The organism is Paraburkholderia phenazinium (assembly GCF_900142845.1).
Classification (GTDB): domain Bacteria; phylum Pseudomonadota; class Gammaproteobacteria; order Burkholderiales; family Burkholderiaceae; genus Paraburkholderia; species Paraburkholderia phenazinium_A.
Map to the genome: position 1 here is coordinate 635,185 of NZ_FSRU01000003.1, position 13,200 is coordinate 648,384.

The 13,200-nt window shown below is 58.4% G+C and carries 15 protein-coding genes, 1 tRNA gene and 1 pseudogene; 12 read left to right on the forward strand and 5 right to left on the reverse strand.

What is annotated here, in order from left to right:
• Positions 1–2: 2 nt before the first annotated feature.
• The 4 genes and pseudogenes from pal to BUS12_RS39875 all read left to right on the forward strand — a co-directional run bounded on the left by pal (position 3) and on the right by BUS12_RS39875 (position 2,248).
• Positions 3–512 carry a peptidoglycan-associated lipoprotein Pal gene (pal, locus tag BUS12_RS36510; RefSeq protein ID WP_074302342.1) on the forward strand — a complete coding sequence of 170 codons (510 nt, stop codon included), beginning with the start codon at positions 3–5 and terminating at the stop codon, positions 510–512.
• A 15-nt stretch (positions 513–527) separates the two neighbouring features.
• On the forward strand, positions 528–1,277 hold the full coding sequence (gene ybgF, locus BUS12_RS36515; protein ID WP_074302343.1) for a tol-pal system protein YbgF: 750 nt from the start codon (positions 528–530) through the stop codon (positions 1,275–1,277).
• A gap of 162 nt (positions 1,278–1,439) precedes the next feature.
• Positions 1,440–1,515 (forward strand) — tRNA-Lys (locus BUS12_RS36520).
• A 302-nt stretch (positions 1,516–1,817) separates the two neighbouring features.
• Positions 1,818–2,248, forward strand: a pseudogene (locus BUS12_RS39875) (DUF488 domain-containing protein).
• Positions 2,249–2,314: 66 nt separating this feature from the next.
• On the opposite strand, the gene BUS12_RS36530 reads toward BUS12_RS39875, so the two are convergent.
• The 3 genes from BUS12_RS36530 to BUS12_RS39545 all read right to left on the reverse strand — a co-directional run bounded on the left by BUS12_RS36530 (position 2,315) and on the right by BUS12_RS39545 (position 5,146).
• Complete coding sequence (locus BUS12_RS36530) at positions 2,315–3,034, reverse strand: hypothetical protein (protein ID WP_253190310.1); 720 nt, start codon at positions 3,032–3,034, stop codon at positions 2,315–2,317.
• Between the two features lie 484 nt (positions 3,035–3,518).
• On the reverse strand, positions 3,519–3,938 hold the full coding sequence (locus BUS12_RS36535; RefSeq protein ID WP_074302813.1) for a hypothetical protein: 420 nt from the start codon (positions 3,936–3,938) through the stop codon (positions 3,519–3,521).
• Positions 3,939–3,946: 8 nt separating this feature from the next.
• Positions 3,947–5,146 carry a hypothetical protein gene (locus BUS12_RS39545; RefSeq protein WP_074302344.1) on the reverse strand — a complete coding sequence of 400 codons (1,200 nt, stop codon included), beginning with the start codon at positions 5,144–5,146 and terminating at the stop codon, positions 3,947–3,949.
• Positions 5,147–5,448: 302 nt separating this feature from the next.
• Between BUS12_RS39545 and tnpA the strand changes: the two genes are divergently transcribed.
• The 7 genes from tnpA (at position 5,449) to BUS12_RS36575 (ending at position 10,448) form a co-directional block, all read left to right on the forward strand.
• Complete coding sequence (gene tnpA / locus BUS12_RS39955) at positions 5,449–5,844, forward strand: IS66-like element accessory protein TnpA (RefSeq protein ID WP_074302345.1); 396 nt, start codon at positions 5,449–5,451, stop codon at positions 5,842–5,844.
• The gene (gene tnpB / locus BUS12_RS39885) at positions 5,829–6,023 is read left to right on the forward strand and encodes an IS66 family insertion sequence element accessory protein TnpB (RefSeq protein WP_367117703.1); all 195 of its coding nucleotides are present in this window, start codon (positions 5,829–5,831) and stop codon (positions 6,021–6,023) included. Before tnpA ends, tnpB begins: the two co-directional genes overlap by 16 nt.
• A 259-nt stretch (positions 6,024–6,282) precedes the next feature.
• Positions 6,283–6,942: an N-acetylmuramoyl-L-alanine amidase family protein gene (locus tag BUS12_RS36555; protein ID WP_253190323.1), complete on the forward strand. Its 660-nt coding sequence runs from the start codon at positions 6,283–6,285 to the stop codon at positions 6,940–6,942.
• A 67-nt stretch (positions 6,943–7,009) separates the two neighbouring features.
• A complete protein-coding gene (locus tag BUS12_RS36560) occupies positions 7,010–7,426 on the forward strand; it encodes a DUF2628 domain-containing protein (protein WP_216352751.1) in 417 nt (138 codons plus the stop codon).
• 469 nt (positions 7,427–7,895) lie between these two features.
• Positions 7,896–8,249 carry a hypothetical protein gene (locus BUS12_RS36565; RefSeq protein WP_074302349.1) on the forward strand — a complete coding sequence of 118 codons (354 nt, stop codon included), beginning with the start codon at positions 7,896–7,898 and terminating at the stop codon, positions 8,247–8,249.
• Between the two features lie 392 nt (positions 8,250–8,641).
• The gene (locus tag BUS12_RS36570; protein WP_083640841.1) at positions 8,642–9,778 is read left to right on the forward strand and encodes a glycosyltransferase; all 1,137 of its coding nucleotides are present in this window, start codon (positions 8,642–8,644) and stop codon (positions 9,776–9,778) included.
• A 298-nt stretch (positions 9,779–10,076) separates the two neighbouring features.
• Positions 10,077–10,448 carry a hypothetical protein gene (locus BUS12_RS36575; RefSeq protein ID WP_074302351.1) on the forward strand — a complete coding sequence of 124 codons (372 nt, stop codon included), beginning with the start codon at positions 10,077–10,079 and terminating at the stop codon, positions 10,446–10,448.
• Between the two features lie 104 nt (positions 10,449–10,552).
• Here the strand turns inward: BUS12_RS36575 and BUS12_RS36580 are convergent, their stop codons facing one another.
• A complete protein-coding gene (locus tag BUS12_RS36580) occupies positions 10,553–11,179 on the reverse strand; it encodes a ParB-like protein (RefSeq protein WP_074302815.1) in 627 nt (208 codons plus the stop codon).
• A 278-nt stretch (positions 11,180–11,457) separates the two neighbouring features.
• On the opposite strand from BUS12_RS36580, the gene BUS12_RS36585 reads away from it, so the two are divergent.
• A complete protein-coding gene (locus BUS12_RS36585; RefSeq protein ID WP_074302818.1) occupies positions 11,458–12,270 on the forward strand; it encodes a mechanosensitive ion channel family protein in 813 nt (270 codons plus the stop codon).
• 173 nt (positions 12,271–12,443) lie between these two features.
• Here BUS12_RS36585 and BUS12_RS36590 read toward each other — a convergent pair whose 3' ends face one another.
• Entirely contained in the window at positions 12,444–13,124 is a 681-nt protein-coding gene (locus tag BUS12_RS36590) for a VTT domain-containing protein (protein WP_074302352.1), read from the reverse strand.
• Positions 13,125–13,200: the final 76 nt, after the last annotated feature.

Genomic DNA, 13,200 nt, shown 5'->3' on the forward strand with positions numbered 1-13,200 from the left:
CAATGATGTCCAAACTTCGTATCGTATTTGCCGCATTGCTGGTCGGTGCACTCGCTGCATGTCACTCGGGCGTCAAGCTCGACGACAACGCCAATAAGGGCGGTGCTGTCGCCACGCAACCGAACCCGAATGCAGTCGCACAGGTGAACGTGGACGAGCTGAACGATCCGAACAGCCCGCTCGCCAAGCGTAGCGTCTACTTCGACTTCGACAGCTACTCGGTCAAGGACGAATACCAGTCGCTGCTGGGTCAACACGCCCGTTACCTGAAGGCACATCCGGAACGTCACGTGCTGATCCAGGGCAACACCGACGAACGCGGCACGAGCGAGTACAACCTGGCACTCGGCCAGAAGCGTGCTGAAGCTGTGCGTCGCGCGCTGTCGCTGCTTGGCGTGCCGGATTCGCAAATGGAAGCCGTGAGCCTCGGCAAGGAAAAGCCGATGGCCGACGGGCATGACGAAGCGTCGTGGGCACAAAACCGCCGCGCCGACCTCGTCTACCAACAGTAATAGGTGATGAGCCGTATGACGCAACGTTTCTCCTGGCTGCGCTTTGCTGCAGCCGCCTGCGTGGCGGGCTCGGCCTTGATGGCCGCGCCGGCTCACGCCGGCATGTTCGACGACGACCAGGCCCGTCAGGCGATTCTCGATCTGCGTACCAAGACCGATAGCCTGTCGAGCCAATTGTCGGCCGCACAGCGGACCATCCTCGATCAGTCCAACCGCCTCGACCAGCTCAACCAGCAGGTCGCGACGCTGCGCGGGCAGAACGAGGACATGGCCAACCAGCTTGCCACGGTGCAGAAGCAGCAGAAGGACTACTACACCGATCTCGACACGCGGCTCAAGAAATTTGAACCGCAGCAGCAGACGGTCGACGGTGTGGAAGGCACGGTACAGCCGGGCGAGACGGACGCGTTCAATGCGGCTTCAACGCAGTTCCGCAACGGCGACTTCAAGAACGCGGCGGCCTCGTTCCGCAGCTTCATCGCCAAGTATCCGCAGAGCCCCTATCAGCCGACCGCGCAGTACTGGCTCGGCAACGCGCTGTATGCACTGCGCGACTACAAGGGCTCGACGGCGACCTGGGAAGGCGTCGTGAAGAATTACCCGCAGCATCCGCGTGCGCCGGAAGCGATGCTCGCGATTGCCAACAATCAGCTCGAACAAGGTCAGAAGGCTGCGGCCAAGAAGACCCTCGAGCAGATCGTCGCGCAATACGGCAGCTCGGACGTCGCACAGTCGGCACAAAGCAAGTTGTCGCAAATCAAGTAGTTTTGCAGGTAGCAGTAAACGCGTAGTGTCGGATGAAACGCCACGCGCGCCTCTCGCCGGGAAGCCCAGGGCAGTCGATGCCTTGGGCTTTTCGTTTTGTGGCGCGGCACTGGATGGGTTGACAGGATCGAAGGCTTATCGCTATAATCCCGCTTCTCTTTTGGGTCGTTAGCTCAGCTGGTAGAGCAGCGGACTTTTAATCCGTTGGTCACAGGTTCGAATCCCGTACGGCCTACCAAGAAAACCAAAGGGTTACAGGCGTAAGGCCTGTAACCCTTTGTCCGTTTACGGCTTCATGTAGGCGCTGTGTAGGCATTTGGGCGCAACACAAAACCATTCCGATCCATATCTCCATGGGGCAAAACGATTGCCAACCCTAGGCGACCAGAGCCTGCCACCGAGCGCATAGCGACTTTTAATCATGGCGGGGAACATCACTAAGTTTCGTGCGGCCTGCTGCACCGAGACCATTGGCACATTGAAAGGCTCACAATGACTGTTTTCACCGTAGGCTACGAAGGACTGGACATTGATGTGTTCATGTCGTTACTCGCAGAGCACGGCATCGAAACGGTTGTCGACATCCGCGAGCTACCATTGTCGCGCAAGCCCGGCTTCTCGAAAAAAGCTTTGGCCAGTCCGGCCTAGATTACGTTCATATGGTCGAGTTGGGGTGCCCGAAACCGGTACGTGACCGCTACCGGGAGGACGGTAACTGGAAGCGGTACACGGAAGGCTTTTCGAAGTACCTAAAGACGCAAGCAGCCGCTATCGCCGAACTGTCCGAACTGTCCGAACTTGCAGGCTCGTCGAATTGCGCACTGCTCTGTTACGAAGCCGACTTCAATTTCTGCCATCGTTCGATGGTAGCCAACGCCGTCCGTGACTACTGCGGCGCGGACGTTGAGCACATCAAGGCAACAGACGTTAGAACAGTGAGTCCTGCCGGTCGTCAGCAGGCTTTTGCTTAGGCGGATAGATCAAGCTGATGATCAGCCACTGATCTTGAAAACGATGCTGATTGCCCATCAGGAACATCAGGTCTTTGCGGCTAAGGTGTTCCTTAGCTTTGCGCGAAACGGTTCTTCCCAGCTTGCGCCGTAGGCGTGGTGACAATTCCAAAACAATGCGCCAGCCTCCCAATCGACGATCTTGTGCCTGTGCTCCTTCTCACCCTCTGGAGTCTTGCATAAGAATCGATAGTGGAAATCGAACGGCACTTTGCGCAGTTGCTTCACCTGCTGCTTCGCCTCCGCTTCTGAAAAGAGATCGCCCTGCATTTGCTCGCGCGCTAGCTTCTCCCTTTCCTCATCAGTCCAGTCCGTGTTTCGCGCCTTGGTGATGTCGAGACCAAGAAGGCGGTCTGGACGCAGCAATGCAAGAGACAATTCGTCGGTGAGCCGTGCCTCTTCAACGGCGTCGAAACTGTCAAACGAGGGAATCTTTTCCAGCCATTCCCGGCGGGCAGCCCAGTCCTTTTTGGTGTCAATCAATTTTCCGCAGGCAATCGTATCGACATAAAGCTTGTGGCTTTCTGGCCGATGATCCTTAGTGGCCTTTTCTACGCGCACGTCAACCCACTGCCATTTTTTGAACTGCTGGTCTTGCTCGATCATCCGGAACGGCACCGGGTACAAGCGGCGCATTGAGCCGTCCTGGCTGATGCCCGCTACGCAGGAGGTCTCCACGTATTGCGCGCTAGGCGAAGGATAGGTCTTCGCCAGAATCAGAATGCGCTCCACTCTCCCAAGTGCCATTGCTCCGTTTCTCCTCTTCAACCGATGTTATCGCACCACGGCTAAATCAAAACAGCGAACAACTTCTTTAGGTAGTTGCTACCGCCGCCTTCCATGAACAGCACATGACGACCCAACCGCGTTGGAAGTCGGGGAGCTGAATTTGGCCAACAGCGATGCCGTTGAGAACATCCTTCAGCGCGGGCTCTACGGTACGGAAATTCATATCGTCGGCCTCGCGATTACGTCTGTTCCGTCCGGCCAGTGTCCCACGTTGCACCGAAGTGCTTGCGCAAGGGCTCCAGTGCATGCGGTAGTTCCGCGACGCAAGTCACACCCAGATACTGAGCTGCACGGGTTGCGCCAACGTACACGAACTTATCGAACAACTCTGGCCGGATAGCGGCCAGTTGGTGATCTGCGTCTGATGAGCCTGCGCTTGTGCCGACAGTGACTCATTGACAGGAATCCACTTTCCGCTTGCATTGTTTGTGGCAACTAAAAATCAGGCTTGGCGTGCAGGTTCATTCTCATCTAATACGTGCAACTCAAATTCTCGCGCCTCGACCACAATACTCACCGATGAAGCGAACCCTTGCAGACTCCCCTCTAACTCGTACCTCGATGTTTTTTCTTGCGTCACCCCCGAGTAAATAAAATTGACGGGATCGCGCCAAATTATCCCGCCCTCTTCTCGGACATAAGGATTGACAATGAAATTAAACCTCTCAACATCCAAGAAAACCAACAAACAATGCCCAACAAATCCATCGGAATTCTTCCGCCAAAAGAATCGATCGAGTCCACCAAATGCTGCGAGCCAATGACTTACATAAATCATTGCGTTCGTTCCATCAAACATATGTGCACCGTACTGACACTCTGACGCTCCGAGCATTGCCCAACAATCTTTTATGATCTTCATCGTGATCCTCACTTCTTAACAAAGACAATAGAGCGCATTGTGCTATTCGGAATCGGCGAGCCATCTGTGCGCGCAAAATCGAGACCCTGGTACTCAGGCAGAAGAGCACCCTGATATTGGATCTTTAGTCCCAATTGGTCAAATTGAGCGGCAGTCGGCATATTCGAAAAATATGGATTGACACTGTTACCATTGATCACGACCTGCCCCCCTGATTCGGTGATCCGCGCAGCCTCTGGCAAGTAGTTCATCATCGAACCCGTACCTCCGCCAGACGCGGGAATAAATGGGTTGTTCGCCACCACTTTTGCCTGACTATTGCTCGCAATATTTGGCATGTTCGTGGCGTCAGCAGCTACCGCAGTTGGATCTGTTGGACCAACGCCCATTGCGCCAGACACCTTAGGACCACTGGAATCGGTGAACAACTCAACCGTACCACCGGCCTTAACGTTGTTTGTGGCATTTCCGCTCGACGGCGACGAACCGGAATCGCCTGCATCGTTCCCACCACTATTCAACGTGGCAGTGCTCGGCACATACCCCGGCGTACCCGATACGGCATTCGCAGCCTGTCCCGACGAATTTACCAGCACGCCTCCCGCACTCGATGCCGGCGGCTCGCCACCCTCAACCACGCCCGCAGACAGACCGTTCGCAGCGCCCCTGGCCAGCTGTGTCGTGGGAGGTTGAGACATTATCGCCCGAGCATCGCCGTCCATCTTCGCTTTAAACTGGGCTGCCCAGCCGTCCACCGTCTTGTTTGCCGAATCGAGCGGACCGGTAATCCACGAGGGCAGGTTGTTCTGCAGGTAGGAAGCGATCACGTTCTGCGATGCCGCGAGATCCTCTTTCGCCTGATCATTGCCGAGGTCATTTTTCCGGTTGTAGAGGTCGACGTTCGAGGCCGCTGCGGCCCCTGCCGTGCCCCCAACCAGCGCGCCACCCAGCCCGGCGAGGATATTGCTGCTGATGTTGCCCACCAGCGACGAGTCGGTCGCATCCGTCACTGCATCGGCGACAGCCCTGGTCTGGTCGGCGCTTTTCGATGACAGCCCTGCGCCAAGCCCCCCACCCACAGCCGTGAACACGCTGCCGCCCCCGAGACCACCGATGAGCGCGCCACCCACAACCTGTAGTTCAGCGCGCGAGTCGCCGCCTTCCATCCACTGTTTGGCTTCGTCCGAATCCACCGCGAAGGCGGCCAAATCGCCACTCTTGGCGTCCGCCGTGGCCCGTCTACGACGACAAAATCGCGAAAATCGACCTTTCCAAACTGCGTACCTCGCATCTGAAAGACTGGCTGGCGAACCAGATCGACTCGATCGAAGAAGGCACCGAAGACATTCGGCAGTTAGTGAAGGCAATGCTCTTTGCAGCGGCTCGGCCTGGAGAGCTTGCCAAAACAAACGTCAAACAGTAACCGTCCGACCCTGACCGTATAGACGCCTGATGAAGGCGACGCCATGCTTTCCGGGGGCACAAATGTGACTGTGTCCACAAAGGAATCATGGACACAGTGACTGAATTCACCGAAGTCAAAGTCGCCCGGAAGTATCGCCGGCGTACCGTGGACGAGAAACGCCAGATCGTCGAAGAGACGTTATCCAGTGGACGTTCGGTGGCGGAGATTGCACGCAGTCACGAAGTGAACGCGAATCAGCTGTTCGACTGGCGCAAGCAGTATCTGGATGGACGCCTTGGCGTGAACGGTCGCGAATGCGCCTTGCTGCCGGTCACCGTGAATGAGGCCAGTGACAGCGGCGCGGCCGAACCGGATGCATCGACGCCTTCGGCACAGGCGTCCGGCACGATCCGAATCCAGTTGCCACGGGGCGAGGTACACGTTGAAGGGAGCGTCGATCCCGACACGCTGCGCGTGGTGATCCCGTGCCTGATCCGATGATTGGTCCGCTGGCAAACACGCGCATCTGGGTTGCCGCCGGATTTACGGATATGCGCTGCGGCTTCGACGGCCTGGCCGCGAAGGTGCAGACCGTGCTGGCGAAGAATCCGGCCCTCTGTCAGCCGCGCAGCATGCGCGAGAAAACACCGGAAATTCTTCATTTTTTGAGTGGCGCTTAACGTGTCGTGGAGTCTAACCAGGCGCGCGCCTATTGTCGCGATAATGGCCGCGGCTTAGAAGCGACAACACCAATCTCCATGCAATATGAATCGCATTTTCGCGCCTATAGATCGTGAGATTTAGATACACTAAACGCCCAAACGATGCCTGCTTTTCAGCCTCAATGCATTTTGAATATCCGTGAAATCGTTCACGACTTCACCGTGTCAAACCTCACCATTCCGGCGAAATAACGTGACCCGATTCCTGCGTTCAGCACTGATTCCTTTTGTACTCGCGTTGTCCGCAATACCCTGCCATGCAGTCTCGGTTATCGTCGACGCGGGGCACACACCGGCTCATCCTGGCGCCACCGGCGCAAGCGGGCGTGTCGAGCATCTTTACAACCTCGATCTAAGTGCGGCGGTTGCTCGCGATCTCCAGGCAGAGGGTTATAGCGTGACACGCACGGGCACGGACAGCCGCGAGATCGCGCTTGCGGATCGGCCCAATGCGAAGCCGGACGCCAACTTCTTCATCTCGATTCATCACGACTCGCTGCAGCAGGCATGGATCGATGCAGGACGACGCCGCGAGTTCAAGGGGTACTCGATCTTCGTTTCCGAGCGCAATCCGCACTATCAGGAAAGCCTCGTCTGTGCGAAGGCAATTGGCGAAAAACTGCTCGCGGCGGGCGAAACGCCTTCGCTGTATCACGCCACGCCTATCAAGGGCGAGAACCGTCCGTTGATAGACCGGCGACTCGGCATTCACCGCTTCGACGATCTGGTCGTACTCAAGACAGCGCCGATGCCGGCGGTGCTGGTTGAAGCAGGCGTCATTGCGAATCCGGACGAAGAACCGCGTCTGCAGAATCCTGACACGATTGCCAAGCTCGCGAATGCGATTGCGGGCGGCATCGTGGCATGCCAGCAGTAACGACACACCTTAGCCGTCCGTCCGCCCAAGCGCCGCTTGCGCCATCCTCTTATGGAGACAAATTATCTTGAGTACGTCCAACGTAGCCGATATCAAACCGAAGTGGCGCGAACGCTTTGAATTCTTCGACGCCTACGGATCGCCCGCGTCTGCCGAGTTTCGTGCGGCCTTCAAGGCGCTGCCGCGCGGCAAAAGACGGCTCATCAATTTCAGTTTCCTCGCCTTCTTCTTCGGCCCATTCTATTTTTTCGCACTCGGTCTGTGGAAGAAGGGGCTGTCGTTGCTTGCCATCGCGCTTGCGATCGCCGTCGTGGAAGTCATCTTCTCGGCCGTCACCGGCATCGATATTCCGCGGCCCGTCGATACCGGCCTCAATATCGCGATCGCCTTCGCCTTTGCCCTGTGTGTCAACTACGCCTACTACCTGAAAGAGGTAAAAGGCAGCCAGGGTTGGAATCCATTCGAAGGCATGCGAGCGTTCTAGGCGAATCACGGCGTGCCTCGATAATGGGGCACTGTCAGCCGTCAAGGTTTGAAACGCTATCGTCGCGCGCCAACCTTGCCAATATGGCATGTCGCAGCCATCCGTATTCCATTCATACATATTTTTGAAACGTTTTCTTATGTCAGATTTAAGTCCACAGTAACAAACGTCGCTTGAGACCGGCTAACTGTCTCCGCCAATCGAGCCCGTCCTCCGAGCCACCCCATAGAAATACGCAAACGGCGAACTTACCCGGTCTTTGGGTAAGCGAAGGAATGCGCTTGCGCTTGAAAAGACACCCCCAGTTCGCGACAAATCACGCAGCAGCAAAGTAGCCGTCATTCCCGTTGCTTGTCATCGTATTGCATACACGCTCTCAAAGATCTTTCCAATTTTCGAATGGATAAGGTTTGAATATCCCGAGTGGCTGCAAACCACCGACCTGCCCAATACGACCATGGAGGTTTTGATGCGGCTTTTGCTCTCGAATGCATTTCTGTCGATAGTCAGCAACCCCGCCGATACGTCCTCGCTGACCGTGCGGGCAAGCCGGGCCGGAGATATTGAAACGGTGTTCGGCCAGGGCTTCGAGGTGGTGACATCGCCTGGCCACGTCTATCCGTTCCGCGCGTTCATCCCGCGCCGGATCGTCGCGGACACCATTGCCGCGCATGTCTTCCACATCAACTACGGCAAGTTCAGGGAAGCGGTAGTGGACGCGCCGCTGTACGACGTCTACACGAAGGTGTATGACGCCATGGTCGACCTGCGAGATAGTCCACAGCACGGCACGCCCCCACGCAACGGACTGGGTTCTCTTTGAGCGCCGTGGTCGTGCGACGCGCACTACCTTACGCATCGCGCCACATGAATGACGTATGAAACGACGATCCGTCCAGCCCGCAAGCGATCAGCCATATCTGCGGGCGCGGTCGTATTTTCCGAATTTCCCCTTAATCAGAACGCCATTTGCAGTACGGAATACTGATATCTCTCGGTTTTATTACACCATCCAGTCAAAGCACGCCTAACGTTCGCCTCTCTCCGCTCACAAGTCGTAAGCCAGTTCTTACGCTGCTAGCATTTCAATCGTCGGGAGAATCGAATGCAACCGGGCAGCATCGCAGTCTGCACGGGTGCACCCAGCTTGCCCGGCGAGAAGACGGTAGTTGCCTCAAGTGTCGGGCTGCCCCACAAACATGGCGAGGACAAACGATGAGCGATACACCGCTAGAGCCTGGATGCGCAACGTCGCATGAGAAACTGACGGTGTTTTACGTGCAACCGCTCGTCACGCGTTATCGCGTCGAGGTTGTCGACTCCCTGAACCGGGCATTCAAGGTGCGAGTATTTGCCAGTTCGCCGGAAGTCGACCCGCGCGGGTTTTCGCGCGAAACGCCCACTTGCGACGAATTCGTGGTGACCGGCATCACCCGTATCTTTTCCGAGCGAGTCAAGCTTCAGACACGGGTCTTCGGACAGATCGTCCGCGTGCGTCCCGCTGCCGTCCTGATCTTTGCCGACATGCGGTATCTGTCGCTATGGCTCGCGCTGCTGGCCGGCAGGGCGCTCGGCGTGCCGGTGATCATTCATGGCCAGGGGCTCTACCGGAACGCGCAGCCGAGCCTGATGCGCAAACTCCGCTACCGCGCCGCGGTTGCACTCTGCACGCGCTATGTGTGCTATTCCGAAGGGTCGAAGCTATCGCTCGCGCGCATCGGTTGCCCGAGCTCGAAGCTGGTCGTCGCAGACAATTCGTTGCGCGTCTCCCATACCGTCAGGCCAACCGAGAAGTCCGGCAACGAGCAAGGCGTGATGTTTCTGGGGCGCATGCGCGACGGTTCGAAAGTCGAATGCCTGATCGAGGCAGTCGAATCATTGCGCCGAAAAGGCCACGACATCGTGCTGCATCTGGTAGGCGACGGCAAACACGGCGAGCGGCTGCAGCGTACCTATGCGGACCGTCCTTACCTGGTGTGGCACGGCGCGGTGTTCGACGATGGCGAGATCGCCTCGATCAGCCGCGCCTGCCGGATAGGCTGTTATCCCGGCGACGCGGGTCTGAGCGTGGTCCACATGTTCGGCCTGAGCCTGCCACCGCTGATCCACGACCAACCGGCTTCGCACATGGGGCCCGAGCCCGAATACGTGGAAGACAACGCCACGGGGTTCCTCTACCGACGCGATGGCGGAGTCGAGGCGCTGACGACCGAGCTCGAAAAGATCTGGCTCCTGCCAGCGGACGAGATCCGGGCCATCAGCACGGGCGCGTTCTCCAAATATCAGCAACTCAACTCGCCCACCCTGGGCCAGCGTCTCGCCACCATTGTCGACAGCGCCATTCATCAATAACGCGCAGCGGACAAATCTCGTTGCGCGGGTCGACGGAGCGCTGAGTCACTCAGCGCGATGCCGCCAGCCGCCGTTCCTACAGAATGCAACCAGCCTTTAGTCGGACTATCCCAATCCATCTACAGGGACACTGACAGCACCCCTTCAATCGACTCAATCGGAGTCCGAACATTCGAATTTATTGAGATGTAAAGACGTGTGATGATCGCGCCCGGCTTGCCGATAACGTGTTGCTTCAGCCTGCTGAAGCGCGCACGGGGAAAGCCAACAACAACACCCGCGCTTTCATTCCAACATCATGAGCAACTTTCTGTTCGACCTGGCCACGAACCTCGCGATTCTTGCGACGCTGCTGATCGCGTGTCATCTGTGCAATCTGGCCAGGCCCGACCTCGCGTTAAACGGCGGTTATATCTACGTCCTGCTGGCAGCAACAGCCCTGGTGTTCGATGCCACGCTGACCTTTCTCGTGTTCGCCGATGCGGCGAGCCGCTATGGACAATTCAGCACGCCGAGCGCGTTCGTCGAGCGTGCCTGCTCCTATACGCTTGCTTGCGCGTTGGCGCTTTACTTCGCACGATGCACGCGCATCCGCATGGAAAAGGCCAAAGCCGGTCACGCGCTGGTGATCCACACCTCGCCATACAGCGAGTCGCATCTGCCGATGTGATACCCGTCCCGTGACGCCGCCATAGCGTGGTCTTGGCGCCCCGCCGCGCGCCATCCCGCAACCGGAGCACGCGGCGCCCACGCAGCCAATCCTCCGTCAAGTCGTCAAGCCGGCGTCGCGATCACCCCGGACCAGCCTGGCAGGTAACGCGCCTCGGGGGTATGGGCGAGGGTCTTTGCCTGGTCGAGCGCCTTTGCAAAGTTCTTCGCAATCTTGCTCGCGGACACTCGCGGCCGCAGGAAGTCGGCCCACAGGAACTCGCTGAACGGCGTGGCGTCCTTCGCATAGCCGCCCGCATTGCGCAGCTCGCCGGCGAGACTGCGATAAGGGTCGTCGCTCATTTCGGTGACCACCTTCGGCAGATGTTCGTAGTCGTAGCGCGAGCCGTCTGCCCCAAATGGATGGACCCACTGGTTGTGCTCCATCATGCGCCAGAAAATGGTGAAATCGAGCCACGACAGGTCTTTGAGCACCATCACCTTCACTTCCTTGACGCCCTCTTCGAGCAACGCCCGGCCAAGGTGATGATGGTCGACGATGTAGTAACAGTGCTCCGGCCCGAGCACCGCAGGAAACGAGTGCGCATCGATCGCGGCGCTACGCTCCTTCTTGTTCAGCGTCTTCCAGTGAGCCCGCTTGAGCGCGACCTCACGATAGCCCACCGTCATCTGCGTGGGCCGCAATGCCGTGAGCTTTGCCGGGATGAAATGAATGTCTCTGTTCGGGACCATGGTCTGCCTCATCAAATCGTTAAAGACAATTTCGTTGAAAGCCATTTCGCTGAAAGCAATTCCGCGGGGAACGATAGCGCGAATTGCATACGCCGTTAATACCACCGATACATTTCGCATACCTGACAGGAATGGTCCTTGCGCAGGCGCGAGCCGTCAGCTATAACTGGCGAAGACCGAGAGTGAGAGATCGCGCCCGTCGTCGGGCATTGCAGGCGCTGTGTTGAATCGAAGCAGTTCGTCATCCGTCACACGCAACCGACTTGAGCGAGGGCATTTTGAATCTCGAAACCGTACGCATCTTCCTGATGACGCGAGGCATCGACCTCGGCACCAAAGTTCTCGGCGCGATTGTCCTATGGATTGTCGGCCGCTGGGTGATCGGGGTCATCACCGGCCTGCTGCGCAAGCTGCTCTCGCGCAACGGGCGCGTCGACCCTACCCTCGCGCACTACCTCGGCTCGATCCTCGGTGCCTTGCTGAACCTGCTGCTGATCCTTGCGATCCTGCAGGTCTTCGGAGTCCAGACCACCTCGTTCGCGGCGCTGCTCGCAGGCCTCGGTCTCGCCATCGGCACAGCATGGGGCGGCCTGCTCGCCCACTTCGCGGCCGGCATCTTCATGCAGGTGTTGCGCCCCTTCAAGGTCGGCGACTTCGTGATGGCCGGCGGCGTAACCGGCACCGTCCAGGAGCTGGGCCTGTTCGGCACCACGATCATCACGCCGGACAATGTCACGACGATCGTCGGCAACAACAAGATCTTCTCGGACACGATCTCGAACTACAGCGCGCTGCCGGTGCGCCGCGTCGAGCTGACGGCGAAGATCGCCAACGGAGTGGACCCGCTCGATGCGGCCAACCGGTTGCGAGCCGCCGTCGTCAAGATTCCTAACGTTGCGGACAGTCCGGCGCCGGATATCGAGGTGCTGTCGTTCACGCCGGAGGGGCCCTTGCTGTGCGTGCGTCCCTACACGCATACGAACAACTACTGGCAGGTCTATTTCGACACCAACCGCGCCATCATCGAAACCTTTCGCGAAGCGGGCTACCCGACACCGGAAACGCCATTGGTGCGCCGCGCCGCGACCTAGCGAACCCACGCCTCTCCCCTACCGGCCCGCCCTGCGCGGAGGGCCGGCAGGGTCACTTGCGTCGCTCGCCGAGGGCGAAAAAAAGCGGCGCCGCGAAATCTCGCGGCGCCGCTTGTGTTTGCAGGGTCCTGACGACAGGCCCGATCGCCGCGCGCAGGCGGCTTGCTGACTGCTTACCGGCTGCCGGGCCCGGACTTCGCAGCCGCCGGCTTGCGCAGCATCTTCCACAGCGCGCCGAGCACCACCGGCACGACCGCCGCGCCGATCCCCACCAGCACGATCACGTTCAGGTACTGGCGAATGAACGGGATGTTGCCGAAGAAATAGCCCAGCAGCACCAGCAGCAGCACCCAGAACAGCGCGCCCACGAAGTTGAACAGCTGGAAGCGGCTCAAGGTCATCTGCGACGCGCCGGCGACGAACGGCGCAAAGGTGCGCACCACCGGAATGAAACGCGCGAGCACGATGGTCTTGCCGCCGTGCTTCTCGTAGAAGTTGTGGGTTTTCTGCAGCGCTGCGCGATCGAGGAAGCGTTCGAGCACCGGAATATGCGAATTGAACACCTTGGGTCCGATCGCCTTGCCGATCAGATAGTTGAGCGTATTGCCCCCCACTGCGGCAACGAGCAACAGCACGATCAGCAGACCGAGGTTCATTTCGCCGCTCGCGCAGAACGCGCCGCCGATGAACAGCAGCGAGTCGCCCGGCAGGAACGGCAGAACGACCAGCCCGGTTTCGCAAAACACGATCAGAAACAGCACGGCGTAGACCCACGCGCCGTATTGTTGAATGAAGACTCCCAGAAACTTGTCGATATGCAAAACAAGATTCACGAACTGCAGCAGCGTGTCCAAAAGCGTCCCTTATTGAGCGAGTGGCATGAACGGCGGAAGCGGCGCGCCGTCATGACATGGTGAAATGGGCAACGAT